We start from the raw sequence: 12,993 nt of genomic DNA, 5'->3' as shown, positions 1-12,993 counted from the left end.
GGTGTCTCAGGCGTGTCAGGCGGGTCAGGCGTGCGCGAAGTCATCGGTTCCCCCTAGTCGTCGGGCGGTGGTGCCGACGACACGGTAGTGCGGTGGTGCTGTCGCGGCCGGAGCCTCGTTCGGCTCGGCGGTCAGCCAACGGAGCCGGTCGGCCGGCGGTCCCGGCTCGCGCACCGTCGGCTCCGTGTCGGCGAGGATCGTCACGTGCAGGTCCGGGAGTGCGTGCAGGGGGGTCAGGTCGACGGCGGGGGCGGCGGCGAGCCGCAGATCGAGGGTGAGTCTGCGCAGCGAGGGGAACGTGGTCGTCAGTCCGTCGAGGTCGGGCTCGTTCACGAGGGAGGGCAGCTTCAGGGCACGGATCCGGGGCAGTGCCGGAAGTCCGCGCAGTTCTTCCCCGGGGTCGGTGATGGGGAGTTGGAGGGCGAACAGCTTCGGCAGGGCCGCCAGTTGGGCGAAGAGTTCGTTCAGTGGGGTCGGCTGCCAGACGGCGAGGCCTTGCAGGCCCGTCCACCGGTGCAGGGCGTCCGGTTGAAGGTCCGGGCTCGACACCGAGAGTCGTGCCACCGACGGGTTCGGCGGTGGCAGCTGCGCGTACAGTCCGATCGGCAGCCCCTGCAGATGCAGTTCGCGCAGTCCGTCCATCGTGGCGACGACCTCGAGGTCCTCGGGGAGCAGGAGCGAGGCGTCCAGGCCGAGGGTGGTGAGACCGGAGCCCGCGAGGTCGCAGACGTCCACGATCCGGGCGGTGGAGTCGACGATCAGATGCTTGATCCCCGGGCGCCCGCGCAGGAAGGACAGATCGGTCAGGGCCGGGTTGCCGGTGAGGACCAACCGGTCGAGCGGGGTGTGGGGCAACTGCCGGTCCAGCTGGGCGGCGGGGAACGCTCCGTCGACGACGACACGCGTGAGCGCCCCGAGGTGGTGCAGGGGCTGGAGCATGTGGTCGCGGTCGACCAGGATCTCCAGATCGTCCAGCCGCATGCCGGCCAGGACCTCACGCGCGTAGGGCTCGGCCGGGAAGTCCCCCCATGCCGAGGCCAGGAACTGGCGCAGCGGCCGGCTCGGCTGTGCCGCGTACGCACGCACCAACGGGAGGCAGCCGACAGTGCCGATCTTGGACAACGTCGTGGCCACGAGGAGTTGCACGCCCTCGGGCAGACCTTCCGGGCCCGGAAGCACGGGCAGGACATAGGCGCCCAGTTTGGCCACTTCGGTCGCCTGGAGCACGTCCTTGGGCGGCATGAAGGCCTTGAGGCGCTCCGCGACGGCCTCGCGCTTGTCGTGCGGAAGGAAGACGGCCTCGGCCGCGCAACTCGCGGCAAGGAGGTGCAGGTTCCAGCGCTGGTGCCCGTCCTGGGCGTCCCCCTGGGCCACCAGCTGGTCGACGACCTTCTCGATCTCGGACGTCCGACAGTGGCCGATGGCGAGCAGGACGACGTCCTGCCACTCCTCCTGGCCGGCGTGGCCCAGCAGTTCCTGCAGACAGTCGCTGTCCTGGAACTCCCGTGCGGCGAGGTAGTCCTGGAAGGTGCGGTGGATGAACTGGATGCTGTCCTGGGTGCGTTCCTCGAGCACCCCGCTGCGGTTGAGCATGTGCCGCAGGACGGCGTCGACGGAATGCCGCACCGCGTGCATGCCCCGAAGCACCGGAATCAGCTGCCGCTCGGCCTGTTCATGGGACAGCTGCGTCTGACCGTTGCGCACCAGCCAGACGGCGATGCGCTGGAGCAGGAGCTGATGCTCGTCCCAGGCAAGGGTGACGCCCTCCGTGTCGGGGATCTTGCGGTGCGCGTCCCGTTTTCCCAGCAGCATCTTCAGCGCCGCCATGTACAGCTCCGGGCGGCTGACCGGGAGGTCTCCGGCGTTGCGCCGGTGCAGGGCGCAGATGACCGCGCACAGCAGAGGGGTGCGGGCCAGGTTGCGCAGTGCCGGGTTGCTCGTGAACTTTCCCTTGAGCGCGGCTTCCAGTTCGGCGAGCTGGCCGTTCTCCTCCGCCGTCACCGACCGGTCCAGGCGTGCGGTGTCGTGCCAGGCGTGCACGAAGGTCTGGATGTCGGCGTCCCGCATCGGCAGCAGGCGCAGCTCCCGGAAGCCCTCGTGGCCGAGCCAGTTCATGCCCACGGCGAGCGGGCGCACCGTGACGAGGCAGTGCAGGCCGGGGTGCTCGGACAGCAGATCGCCGAGCCATTGGCGGGCGTCCGTCCGGTCGCCACGGGGTACCTCGTCGAGGCCGTCGACCAGCAGGAGCCCGCGTCCGGCGGCCAGCACCCGGCGGGCCCAGCCGGGCGGGGCGTCGTCCGTCATCAGCCGGGCGGCCCGGTCGAGTTCGCCCGGCCGGGGCAGACCGTCTCCCCTGGCCCGGAGGTTGCGCATGGGGACGACGAACGGCACGAGTCCGTTCAGCGGTGCGAGGCTGCCGCCGAGCGTGCCCGAGGCGGAGTGCGAGGCGAGCCACCACACCAGCGTGGTCTTGCCCGCGCCGGCCTCGCCGCGCAGCAGCACGTACGGTCCCCCCTGCGCCAGCAGGTCGTCGACGCGCCCGGGGCGGGACGGAGCGCCCGGGGACGCCGATGACGGATGTGCCGGCTGAGTGCTCTCCGCCTCCAGATGGAGGTAGGCGGTGTCCAGGTCCCAGCGGGACTCATGGGCGGTGAGCTCGTCGAGTCCGATGATGTCGATCTTGCGATAGCGGTTCTTGACGGCCCGCCGGTACTCCTGCTCGAACTCCTCGTCGCGGCGGTGCGTCTCGGCGACGTCCTCCAGACGTGGCAGGAGCAGCCCGGTCTCGGCGCCTGCCGACGTCCGCAGCTGCTCGGTCAGGTGCTCCGTTTCGACGGGAGCCGCCTCGATCCGCATGTGGTCGCGCCCACGCGGGACTTTCGTCACGATCCCCAGCAGCACCCCGCCGGCGAAGACCGGGGCGCCGGAGAGCCCGGCGAGCGGGGACGAGCGGCCGTCCGTCTCGGCCGCCGGCTGACGCCGGAACTCGCAGACCATGACGTCCGGCCGCAGTCGGCTCGCCATGGGAAGCACGGTGACCTCGTACTGGTCGCACTCGATCTCAGCGCTGACCGGGTCGCGTTGTACGGCCGGAAACCCGATGATCTGGCAGTCGGCGACAGGCTGCGACGTGGCGATCCGCCCCAGCCGGGTCCGGCCCAGCGGCTGCAGAAAGTCCTGCCCTGCCACCTCGTTGCGCGTCCGCAGCAGGGCGAGGTCTCGATCGGTGTCGATCCACTGCACCTCACAGGTCACCCACTCGGAACTGCGCGGGTGGATGATCCTGGCGGTGCGCGGCGGCCGGGTGGGGAGGAGGACGAGCTTGGGCGGCCTGGCCCGGAGATCCTTGACGCCCTCGGGATGCCGTACCCGTGCTCTGGGCGGCCCGGTCAGCACATGGGCCGCGGTCAGGACGTGCCGGGGGCCGATCAGCACCCCGGTGCCCTGTTCGTCACCGCTGACCAGGACGACCCGATCGGCCGCGGAGACTGCGCGGAGCACGGCGGCGTCCCTGTCCCCCATTGCGCCCCCCGTATCAGACCCTTCGAACCTTTGAGGCCAGCCCCTGAGATCGCGAATCTACCCGGGACGGCGCACTCCAGTCACGAAGGTCGGCCGAGGGTGAGCAGTTCCTCGTAGAAGCCGCCGAAGCCTCGGTCGGGGTCGACGAGGTGGATCTCGAGGATCCAGTGGCAACGGCGCCCGGCCTTGTCGGTGCGGCGCAGGGGGGTGTCGTTGGCGGGGGTGATGTACGACTCCGTGTCCGCGCCGTCGATCCACTCGTGCGGGAACTCGCCGACCAGGTGCCCGGCGTGCCAGCCGCCCAGCTCCCACCCGGCCTCCTTGGCCAGCCGCTGCACCTCGGCGTGCAGCCCGGCGCCGGTGATCCCCGGATCGGCCTCGAAGAAGCGCCGTCCAGCCGCGAACACCTCGGGCAGGTCGTCCCGCAGCCGGTGCTTGACCGGGTCGTCGCCCAGGACGAAGGTCCGCCCGAAGTCGGCCTCGTACTCCTCGAAGATCGGCCCGAAGTCGGCGAACACGATGTCGTCGGCGCCGATCACCCGGTCCGGTGGGTTCTCCCGGTAGGGCTTGAGCGTGTTCGGGCCGGAGCGCACGATGCGCTTGTGCCAGTGCCGGGTGGTGCCGAACAGTTCGTTCGCCAGGTCCCGCACGCGATCGCTGACCGCCCGCTCTCCCTCGCCCGGCGCGACCAGCCCGCGCGTCTCGATCTCCGCGAAGAGCCGGGCGGCCTTCGACTGGGCGTCCAGCAGCCGTGCCGCGCGCGTGGGTTCATCATCAGCCATGGTGGCGAACGTACGGTTCCGGGTCCTTCCCGGGCAATCGAATACGGCAGTCCGGCCGCCTCAGGCGCCGTGCCGACGGCGTACGGGCCCTCTCCCCACGCTCTCCTCCACGCCCTCCCCACGCCCGCTTCACGTCCACGCGGTGTAGGCGCCGTCGACGCGGATCTCGTCGATGCCGCTGATGTGGCGGGCCCCGCAGCGGTCCTGGGGCAGCACGAGCTGGGGGCCGGCGCGGTCGAGCGGGGTGTCGTCGACGGTCACCGCGAGCAGGACGGGAGCGCGGCCGAAGTCCGGGTCGATCTCCGCCCACGACAGCAGGGCGTGGTGACCGTCCGCGCCGCGTACGGCGATCAGGAAGCGCAGCCGGTCCTTGCGGCGGGCCGGGTCGAAGACGGGACCGGCGTCGACGAGGACCTCGTGCAGGAGCGGTCCGGTGAACGTGTGGCGCTGGACGCCGCTGGTGGCGCACTCGAAGCTGACCTGTGCCCGGCGCTGGGGCCAGGCCAGCAGTTCGGCCACCGTCAGACGGCCCGGGCGGGCCAGGTCACCGGCGAGAACGACTTCCGCCGCCAGGCCGGCGGCCGTGCCGGGGGCTGCGAGGGACTGACTCACGGGCTTCCACCTCCCGAATGACGGTACCCGGGCGGACGTACCGTACAAACGCACATGCCAGGCCAATGAATCCGTGATCCAGCTCATGCAATGCCACAGGAGACTTACACCTCGCATTTGCGGCACTATGATCGACGTATCCGCACGGTCGGTCGCAGTAATTCGGTCGCAGTAATAGGGAGTAGATCCGTGATGACCCGTTCCACGCGCCGGACCCGCCGGACCTTGCAGGCGGCCGCCGCGGGAGCCGCCGCGCTGCTCGCCCTGAGCGCCTGCTCCTCGTCCGACGACTCGGCCTCCACCACGTCGGGCTCCTCGGCGTCGGCGTCCTCCTCGCCGAAGCTGTCCGGCACGGTGACCGTGTTCGCGGCGGCCTCGCTGAAGGAGAGCTTCACAGCGCTCGGCGCGGCGTTCGAGAAGGCGAACCCCGGCACCAAGGTCACGTTCAACTTCGGCGGCAGCGACACCCTCGCCGCGAGCATCACGGGCGGCGCTCCGGCCGATGTGTTCGCCTCCGCCAGCCCCAAGACCATGGCCATCGTGACGGACGCGAAGGACAACGCCACCGAGCCGGCCACGTTCGTCCGCAACCAGCTCGAGATCGCGACCCTGCCGGGCAACCCCGACAAGATCGCCTCCCTCAAGGACCTCACCAAGTCCGGTCTGAAGGTCGTCCTGTGCGACAAGACCGTGCCGTGCGGCGCCGCCGCCCAGAAGGCCCTCGACGCCGGCAAGCTGAAGCTGACCCCCGTCTCCTACGAACAGGACGTCAAGGCCGCCCTGACGAAGGTCGAGCTGAAGGAGGCCGACGCGGCGGTCGTGTACAAGACCGATGTGCACGCGGCCGGTGACAAGGTGGAGGGCGTGGACTTCCCCGAGTCGGCCGACGCCATCAACGAATACCCCATCACCCTCCTCAAGGACGCCCCCAACGCGGAGGCCGCCAAGGCGTTCATCGCCCTGGTGCAGTCCGCCGAGGGCCAGCAGGTCCTGACCGAGGCCGGGTTCCTGAAGCCGTGACCTCCCCGCACGACAAGTCCGCCGCCGTGGCCGACACCCTGAGGGGCGGGCCACGGCGCGGACGTGTCCGGGCACGTGGACCCGCGAGCGGCCGGGGCGTCCCGCTTCCGCTGCTCGTGCCCGCGCTGCTGGGGCTGACGTTCCTGGTGCTGCCGCTGATCGCGCTGCTGGTGCGCACGCCCTGGCGCAGCCTGCCGGCACAGCTGACCAGCACGGAGGTGTGGCAGGCACTCCAGCTGTCGCTGGTGTGCGCCACGGCCGCCACCGCCGTGAGCCTGGTGATCGGAGTGCCGCTGGCCTGGCTGCTGGCCCGGGTCGAGTTCCCCGGACGCGGTCTCGTGCGCGCCCTCGTCACCCTGCCGCTCGTCCTGCCCCCGGTGGTGGGCGGTGTGGCGCTGCTGATGGCGCTCGGCCGCAACGGGATCGTCGGGCAGTGGCTGGACGACTGGTTCGGGATCACGCTTCCCTTCACCACGGCCGGAGTGGTCGTGGCCGAGGCGTTCGTGGCGATGCCCTTCCTGGTGATCAGCGTCGAGGGCACCCTGCGGGCCGCCGACCCCCGCTACGAGGAGGCGGCCGCGACGCTGGGCGCCTCCCGCTTCACCGCGTTCCGCCGGGTCACGCTGCCGCTGATCGCGCCGGGCATCGCGGCGGGCGCCGTGCTGGCCTGGGCCCGGGCGCTCGGCGAGTTCGGCGCCACGATCACCTTCGCCGGCAACTTCCCCGGCCGTACCCAGACCATGCCCCTCGCCGTCTATCTGGCGCTGCAGAGCGACCCGGAGGCGGCGATCGCCCTCAGCCTGGTGCTGCTGACCGTGTCGATCGCGGTGCTGGCCGGGCTGCGCGACCGTTGGATGACCGCCGGATGACACACACCGAGAAGTCCGCGCAGGGGGCCGTCGAGGGGCCGAGTGCCGGAGGAACGGGCGCCGAGAGTCCGGATGCCGGAGGAATGGACGCCGAGAGTCCGGGTGCCGGAGGAATGGACGCCGAGGGGCTGGACGCACGTCTCGTCGTCGAGCGTGGCGCCTTCCGCCTCGACGTCGCGTTGACCGCCGCGCCCGGTGATGTAGTCGCCCTGCTCGGCCCGAACGGCGCCGGCAAGACGACCGCCCTGCGGGCGCTGGCCGGCCTGGTCCCGCTGACGGGCGGTCATCTGCGCCTGGACGGCGCCTCGTTGGACCGTATGCCGCCGGAGTCCCGCCCGGTCGGCGTCGTCTTCCAGGACTACCTGCTCTTCCCGCACCTGTCCGCGATCGACAACGTGGCCTTCGGTCCGCGCTGCCAGGGGGCGAGCAAGGCGGAGGCCCGGGCGCAGGCCGCCGAATGGCTGGAGCGCATGGGCCTGGCCGCCCACGCCGACGCCAAGCCGCGCCGTCTCTCCGGCGGCCAGGCCCAGCGCGTCGCCCTCGCCCGGGCCCTGGCCACGCATCCGCGACTGCTCCTCCTCGACGAGCCCCTCGCCGCCCTCGACGCCCGCACCCGACTGGAGATCCGCGCCCAACTCCGCCGCCACCTGGCCGAGTTCGAGGCGGTCGCCGTCCTCGTCACGCACGACCCGCTCGACGCGATGGTGCTCGCCGACCGGCTGGTCGTCGTCGAGGACGGCCGGGTCGTCCAGGAGGGCTCCCCGGCCGACATCGCGCGTCACCCGCGCACGGACTACATCGCGCAGTTGGTCGGCCTGAACCTCTACAAGGGCCGGGCGGACGGCCATACGGTCCTGCTCGACGCCGGCCCCGCGATCACCACCACCGAACCTCTGACGGGCCCCGTGTTCGTCGCCTTCCCGCCCAGTGCGGTGACGCTCCACCGCGACCGGCCCACCGGCTCCAGCGCCCGCAACCTCTGGACTTGCGAGGTCGCCGGCCTGGAGACCCACGGCGACCAGATCCGCGCCGACCTCACCGGCGAACTCCCCCTCGCCGCCGATCTGACGACCGTGGCCGCGGCGGAACTGGGCCTCCACCCGGGCGCCCGCGTCTGGGCGACGGTGAAGGCGACGCAGACCCACGCGTATCCGGCCTGACGCGACACGGTACGGCGTGCGGCGTCAGACCTGCGGCGGGCGGGCCGGACTGCGAGAGCCAACAGCCCGCTCAACCCCCAACGCACCCCCAGGCCCCCCCCGGGCCCCCAGGACCCCGGCGGCTGACGGCGCGGAGGCCCCGCCTCTGCGCCCCGCGCGCGTCAAAGCGCTCCTGCGGACCCGCCGCGACGACGGGCAGTGCCTCGTCGGTCCGCATGATGGTCCGGCAGGCCCGCCGCCCGGTGCGTGCACGGCCTACCGGTACAGGGGCGGCCGCTCGGTCAACTCCACCTCGACGCGCCCGCCGTCCCGTTGGGACCGCACGCCCGCCTCGCACACGGCCGCGGCGGCGTAGCCGTCCCAGACGCTCGGGCCGGTGATCTCCCCGCGGCGGGTGGCGTCGACCCATGCCTGGACCTCGCGGTCGTAGGCGTCCTCGAAGCGTTCGACGTAGTCCGGTGCGATGCGTCCGCTCCAGCGGCCGTCGGCGTTGACCCGTGGCCCGTGCTCGTCGCCGATGCGCGCGGTACCCCGTTCGCAGACGGCCTCGGCCTGCACCTGGTAGCCGTAGCCGCAGTGGCCGAAGATCTCGACGTCGACGACGGCGCCCGACTCGGTTTCGAAGAGGACGAACTGTGGGTCGCTCATGCCTGCGGGGGCCTGGGACGAGGGCGTCGGCTTGTGCACGGTGACCGCTGTGATCTCCTGGTCGAGGAGCCAGCGTGTCACGTCCATCTCGTGCACCACCGAGTCGTTGATGAGCATCTCCTCGGTGAACCACGCAGGCATGGCCGGGTTGCGGTGCCGCTGGTGCAGCATCAGCGCCCGGCCCAGCTCGCCGCCGTCGAGAAGCCGCTTGAGCTGGAGATACTCGGTGTCGTAGCGGCGCATGAAGCCCACCTGGATGCGCCGGTGGCCGAGTCGTTGTTCCGCCTCCAGGACACGGAGGGCGGAGGCCGCGTCGGGCGTGAGCGGCTTCTCGCACAGCACTGGCAGGTCCCGGCCGAGCGCTTCGAGCAGGGCCGCCTCGTGGGCGGGCCCGGGTGCGGCGATGAGGACGGCGTCCACGTCCTGCGCTGCCATGGCGAGCATGGGGTCGGTGTACGCGGTACAGCCCTCGATCGCGTCGGCCAGGGTCCTGACGCGTTCCGCGTCGATGTCCGCGACGGCCGTCACGCGGGCCCCGCTGATGACGTGCTGGAGTCTGCGGACATGGTCCGCGCCCATCTTGCCGGTGCCGACGACGGCGACGCGCAGTGCTCGCTGAGATGACATGAATGACATGGATGACATGTTCCGATGTCTCCGGTCACTTCGGCGGTACGACGGTGATGACGACGTCGCCGATCTTCTGCCCGGCCCGCACGCCCGCCGTCCTGAGGAACGACAACACGTAGTGCGAAGCCGACTTCTCGGCTCAACTACGCTGGGCGCCAATGACGTTCATGGACACGCCACCATCGCCGTCCGACGCGGAGCGGGCCGACGGATCAGCGGTCCTGATCGGCGCTCCGGCCGGGCAGCCGGAGTTCGCCGAATGGGCGGCACTGCGTTCGCACGGCGTGGGCCGGGCGCGCACCGCCGCATCCTGGCCGAGCGTCGCGGTCGAGGGCACCCGCGGGCAGATCCGGTTCTCCCGCACGCCGGGCATCGGCGTCTGGCAGTGGGCCCGGCCGTCGGTCCAGGTCGTCGATCGCGACCCGGCGGAACCCGATCGCTTCCGGATCCGCCACACCGGCTGAGGGAGCACGGAGGTCCGACTCCCCGGTTCGACCGACAGTCCGACCCGGCCGACGGCCCGCCTGCTTATCCGTTTGCCGCCGGCCGGCCCGGTCGGATAGGAAGCTTGCATGCTTAGGGGCGACAAGGTCGGGCTCAGGGCCCGGCACGAGGACGACATCCCGATCCTGCGGGCCGAGCTCTACGACGACGTGGTCAACGCCTCGCGGGCCGAAGGCCGGCCGTGGCGGCCGATCACGCCCGGCTCGAAGGACTCGCGGCTCGTCGTGGACGACAAGGAGCAGGGGCACGTCCCGTTCTCCGTGGTGGAGCTGGACGGCGGCACACTGGTCGGCACCGCGACGCTGTGGGGCATCGACAACCACAACCGGTCCGCGCACATCGGCCTCGGACTGCTGCCGTCCTCCCGCGGCCAGGGCTACGGCACCGATGTGGTCGCGGTGCTGTGCCACTACGGATTCGTCGTGCGCGGTCTGCAACGCCTGCAGATCGAGACGCTGTCGGACAACGCCGCGATGCTGCGCTCCGCCGAGCGCAACGGCTTCGTCCGCGAGGGCGTGCTGCGCTCCTCGGCCTGGGTGATGGGCCAGTTCCTGGACGAGGTGCTGCTCGGGCTCCTCGCCCAGGACTGGAAACCGGACCCGCAGGGCTAGGGCCCGAGCGCTCAGGGGCGGCCGCCCTGCGGGACCGGCAGGGCGTCGAGTTCGGCCAGGTCGTCGGCGCTCAGCCGGACGTCGGCGGCGCCGGCGTTGTCCAGCAGGTACTTCGGCGTCTTGGTGCCGGGGATGGGGACGACGTACTCGCCCTGTGCCAGCACCCAGGCCAGCGCCACCTGCGCCGAAGTGGCGCCGATGCGCTCCGCGATCTGCTTGACCCGGTCGGCGATGGCGAGGTTCCGGGTGAGGGCGTCCGGCTGGAAGCGGGCCAGCCCGCGGCGGAAGTCGTCCGGAGGCAGGTCGTCGAAGGACGCGAAGCGGCCCGTCAGAAAGCCCCTGCCGAGCGGCGAGTACGGCACGAAGGCGATGCCCTGCTCCTGGCAGTACGGCAGCACCTCGACCGTCCAGTCCCGCGTCCACAGCGACAGCTCGGACTGCACCGCCGTGATCGGGTGCACGGTCTGGGCCCGCTTGATCTGCTCGACGTCCACCTCGGACAGGCCGAGGTGGCGGGCCTTGCCCGCGGCCACCGTCTCGGCCAGGGCGCCCACGCTCTCCTCGATCGGCACGGCCGGGTCGACGCGGTGCAGGTAGTACAGGTCGACGTGGTCGGTGCCCAACCGCTTGAGGCTCTCGTCGATCGAGCGGCGGATGTGTTCCGGTCGGCCGTCGTTGCCCACCACCGCGTTGCCCTGCTCGTCGCGGGTGAGGGCGCCGACCTTGGTGGCCAGCACCGCCCGCTCGCGGCGGCCGCCGGCCAGGGCCCGGCCCAGCAGTTCCTCGTTGGTGAAGGGGCCGTACACGTCGGCGGTGTCCAGCATGGTCATGCCCAGGTCGAGAGCCTGGTGGACGACCGAGATCTGGGTGTCGATGTCGCGGGGAGCGGCCTGGTCGTAGGCGTGGCTCATGCCCATGCAGCCGAGTCCGATCACGCCGGTCTCGGGGCCGTTCGGTCCGAGGGTGGTCGTGTGCATGAAGGCTGGTCCTTTCCTTCCACAGGGTCGTTCGGTGGGCGGAGGTGCTCCATGAAAGCGTCCGTGGCGACGCCGTGCCAGTCCTCCCCCTCACAGCCGATTATGATCTTGGTCATGACTGTGCAGAGCTTTGACAAGACGCCTTCCCGCAAGCAGCGACTTCAGGAGAAGCAGCGCCGCCAGCTGGCCGTGGTCGACACCGTGGACAAGGCCGAGGTCAAGGTCCACAAGGCGGAGGCCGAACTCGCCGTCGCCGTCTCGGAGGCGGTGCAGGTGTTCGGCGGCGAACTGGCCGCATCCGAGGAACTCGACATGCCCATCGAGGCGATCCGCCGTTTCCTGCGCATGGTGGAGGACGAGCCCGCGGATTCCGCCACGGACGAGGAAGCGGACCTCGTCACGGCGTAGGCGCCACGTCAGACTCGTGTTGCCGCGGCAGGGCGGGCGGGTGTACCGGCCGCCCCGGTCGGGTGGGCTACCGGGCGTGCGAGAGGGCCCAGTCGAGGGCGTGGTCGGCGACCTCCTCCCAGCCCGGTGCGGCGGGCAGCAGGTGCGGCCTGCCCGGGAACTCCTTCACCTCGGTGACCGTGTTCGACTTGTAGTGCTTGGCGTTGGACTGCTGGACCTTGGGCGGCATCAGGTGGTCCTTCTCGCCGGAGATGAACAGCAGCGGGACCCGGGCGTCGTTGTGATAGTCGACGTAGATGCTCTGGTGGCCGGGGCGCAGGGTGGCCAGGGCGCTGTCCCAGAAGATGCCGCCGGAGGCGGGGATCGCGTACCGCTCGTACAGCGCCGTCGACTCCTCCTCGGAGAGGGTGTTGGCGAAGGCGTAGTGCCACTGCTGCGCGGTCAGACCGACCGCCCGGTGCCGGTTGGCCGGGTTCTTCAGCACCGGGAAGGCCGCCTTGATCTGGGTCAGCGGCACCACCGCGACCCCTTCCGTGGGCGCGGAGGAGATCGCCACCCCGGCCGCGCCGAGGCCCCGGTCGAGCAGCAGCTGCACGAACACGCCGCCGGCGGAGTGACCGATCAGGACGGGCGGCTCGTCCAGCCCGCGGACCAGGGTCTCCAGGCTCGCGACGATCTGCTCGACGGTGACCTTCTCGATCGGTGCGGGATCGGCGTTGAGGGCCTCGACCTCCGCCTCGAAGCCCGGGTAGGCGGGCGCGAGGACGCGGTATCCGCGCTTCTTGTAGTGGTCGACCCAGTGCTCCCAGCTGCGGGGTGTGACCCAGAAGCCGTGGATGAGGACAATGGTGTCCGGGGTGCTCATGGCTGCTGCTCCTTCCGGAGGGTGTCAGCGGGTGGCGCGGTACGCGGGGTCGATCTGCCGTACGACGACGTCCGGCCGGGACATCATCACGACGTACGAGGCGCCCTTGACCTGGGCGGATCCGCTACCGGCGCGCTCCGCCACGAACCGCTGCAGGGCGGGCGGGACGACACGGTCGGCGCCGACGACGACATACCACGACGGTAGGCCCTCCCAGGCGGGTACGCCGCTGGGCCCTGCCGGAGTCCCCCAGCCACTGGCGACGCCACTCCCGACACGGCGTACTCCCCCGAGCCGAGCCGTAAACGCACGAGCCGTAACCGCGTGTCGCGACCGGCTCGCGGATGGGAGGGTGTGAGGGCTGCTGTCCACTCGACGGAAGAGA

General features: G+C 71.3%; 12 protein-coding genes and 1 pseudogene. 6 read left to right on the top strand and 7 right to left on the bottom strand.

The window, feature by feature from the left end; genetic code table 11:
- Nucleotides 1-24: 24 nt before the first annotated feature.
- The 3 genes from ABZ725_RS07505 to ABZ725_RS07495 all read right to left on the bottom strand — a co-directional run bounded on the left by ABZ725_RS07505 (nucleotide 25) and on the right by ABZ725_RS07495 (nucleotide 4,916).
- The gene (locus ABZ725_RS07505) at nucleotides 25-3,501 is read right to left on the bottom strand and encodes an NACHT domain-containing protein (RefSeq protein ID WP_358801792.1); all 3,477 of its coding nucleotides are present in this window, start codon (nucleotides 3,499-3,501) and stop codon (nucleotides 25-27) included.
- A 101-nt stretch (nucleotides 3,502-3,602) separates the two neighbouring features.
- Nucleotides 3,603-4,304, bottom strand: a complete 702-nt coding sequence (locus ABZ725_RS07500; RefSeq protein ID WP_358801791.1) for a M24 family metallopeptidase — start codon at nucleotides 4,302-4,304, stop codon at nucleotides 3,603-3,605.
- Between the two features lie 129 nt (nucleotides 4,305-4,433).
- Nucleotides 4,434-4,916, bottom strand: coding sequence for a molybdopterin-dependent oxidoreductase (locus ABZ725_RS07495; RefSeq protein ID WP_358801790.1), 483 nt, complete (start codon nucleotides 4,914-4,916; stop codon nucleotides 4,434-4,436).
- A gap of 192 nt (nucleotides 4,917-5,108) precedes the next feature.
- Between ABZ725_RS07495 and modA the strand changes: the two genes are divergently transcribed.
- From modA to ABZ725_RS07480, 3 genes are all read left to right on the top strand, one after another.
- The gene (gene modA, locus ABZ725_RS07490; protein WP_358801789.1) at nucleotides 5,109-5,936 is read left to right on the top strand and encodes a molybdate ABC transporter substrate-binding protein; all 828 of its coding nucleotides are present in this window, start codon (nucleotides 5,109-5,111) and stop codon (nucleotides 5,934-5,936) included.
- A complete protein-coding gene (gene modB, locus ABZ725_RS07485) occupies nucleotides 5,933-6,805 on the top strand; it encodes a molybdate ABC transporter permease subunit (protein WP_351918295.1) in 873 nt (290 codons plus the stop codon). Before modA ends, modB begins: the two co-directional genes overlap by 4 nt.
- Nucleotides 6,806-6,888: 83 nt before the next feature.
- The gene (locus tag ABZ725_RS07480) at nucleotides 6,889-7,965 is read left to right on the top strand and encodes an ABC transporter ATP-binding protein (RefSeq protein ID WP_358802072.1); all 1,077 of its coding nucleotides are present in this window, start codon (nucleotides 6,889-6,891) and stop codon (nucleotides 7,963-7,965) included.
- Nucleotides 7,966-8,220: 255 nt separating this feature from the next.
- On the opposite strand, the gene ABZ725_RS07475 is transcribed toward ABZ725_RS07480, so the two are convergent.
- Nucleotides 8,221-9,240: a Gfo/Idh/MocA family oxidoreductase gene (locus tag ABZ725_RS07475; RefSeq protein WP_358801788.1), complete on the bottom strand. Its 1,020-nt coding sequence runs from the start codon at nucleotides 9,238-9,240 to the stop codon at nucleotides 8,221-8,223.
- Nucleotides 9,241-9,455: 215 nt separating this feature from the next.
- Between ABZ725_RS07475 and ABZ725_RS07470 the strand changes: the two are divergent.
- Nucleotides 9,456-9,707 (top strand): annotated as a pseudogene (locus ABZ725_RS07470) (amino acid ABC transporter substrate-binding protein); the annotation flags it as partial.
- A 108-nt stretch (nucleotides 9,708-9,815) separates the two neighbouring features.
- Nucleotides 9,816-10,358 carry a GNAT family protein gene (locus ABZ725_RS07465; RefSeq protein ID WP_358801787.1) on the top strand — a complete coding sequence of 181 codons (543 nt, stop codon included), beginning with the start codon at nucleotides 9,816-9,818 and terminating at the stop codon, nucleotides 10,356-10,358.
- A gap of 11 nt (nucleotides 10,359-10,369) precedes the next feature.
- On the opposite strand, the gene ABZ725_RS07460 is transcribed toward ABZ725_RS07465, so the two are convergent.
- A complete protein-coding gene (locus ABZ725_RS07460) occupies nucleotides 10,370-11,335 on the bottom strand; it encodes an aldo/keto reductase (RefSeq protein WP_358801786.1) in 966 nt (321 codons plus the stop codon).
- A gap of 114 nt (nucleotides 11,336-11,449) precedes the next feature.
- On the opposite strand from ABZ725_RS07460, the gene ABZ725_RS07455 reads away from it, so the two are divergent.
- Complete coding sequence (locus ABZ725_RS07455) at nucleotides 11,450-11,743, top strand: hypothetical protein (RefSeq protein ID WP_358801785.1); 294 nt, start codon at nucleotides 11,450-11,452, stop codon at nucleotides 11,741-11,743.
- Between the two features lie 67 nt (nucleotides 11,744-11,810).
- On the opposite strand, the gene ABZ725_RS07450 is transcribed toward ABZ725_RS07455, so the two are convergent.
- Both ABZ725_RS07450 and ABZ725_RS07445 read right to left on the bottom strand, forming a co-directional pair.
- On the bottom strand, nucleotides 11,811-12,608 hold the full coding sequence (locus ABZ725_RS07450) for an alpha/beta hydrolase (RefSeq protein WP_358801784.1): 798 nt from the start codon (nucleotides 12,606-12,608) through the stop codon (nucleotides 11,811-11,813).
- 24 nt (nucleotides 12,609-12,632) lie between these two features.
- On the bottom strand, nucleotides 12,633-12,980 hold the full coding sequence (locus ABZ725_RS07445) for an alpha/beta fold hydrolase (protein WP_358801783.1): 348 nt from the start codon (nucleotides 12,978-12,980) through the stop codon (nucleotides 12,633-12,635).
- Nucleotides 12,981-12,993 lie beyond the last annotated feature (13 nt).

This window comes from Streptomyces sp. NPDC006872, assembly GCF_040635845.1.
In the GTDB taxonomy this organism is placed as follows: domain Bacteria; phylum Actinomycetota; class Actinomycetes; order Streptomycetales; family Streptomycetaceae; genus Streptomyces.
Note: the sequence above shows the minus strand (reverse complement) of the source record. Positions and strands in the feature narration are given on the sequence as shown.

What these genes read in the sequence shown, in the direction of transcription:
- ABZ725_RS07450 (WP_358801784.1), bottom strand. Translation starts at nt 12,608, where the DNA reads ATGAGCACCCCGGACACCATTGTCCTCATCCACGGCTTCTGGGTCACA.
- ABZ725_RS07500 (WP_358801791.1), bottom strand. Translation starts at nt 4,304, where the DNA reads ATGGCTGATGATGAACCCACGCGCGCGGCACGGCTGCTGGACGCCCAG.
- ABZ725_RS07460 (WP_358801786.1), bottom strand. Translation starts at nt 11,335, where the DNA reads ATGCACACGACCACCCTCGGACCGAACGGCCCCGAGACCGGCGTGATC.
- modA (WP_358801789.1), top strand. Translation starts at nt 5,109, where the DNA reads ATGACCCGTTCCACGCGCCGGACCCGCCGGACCTTGCAGGCGGCCGCC.
- ABZ725_RS07475 (WP_358801788.1), bottom strand. Translation starts at nt 9,240, where the DNA reads ATGTCATCTCAGCGAGCACTGCGCGTCGCCGTCGTCGGCACCGGCAAG.
- ABZ725_RS07455 (WP_358801785.1), top strand. Translation starts at nt 11,450, where the DNA reads ATGACTGTGCAGAGCTTTGACAAGACGCCTTCCCGCAAGCAGCGACTT.
- ABZ725_RS07480 (WP_358802072.1), top strand. Translation starts at nt 6,889, where the DNA reads ATGGACGCCGAGAGTCCGGGTGCCGGAGGAATGGACGCCGAGGGGCTG.
- ABZ725_RS07465 (WP_358801787.1), top strand. Translation starts at nt 9,816, where the DNA reads ATGCTTAGGGGCGACAAGGTCGGGCTCAGGGCCCGGCACGAGGACGAC.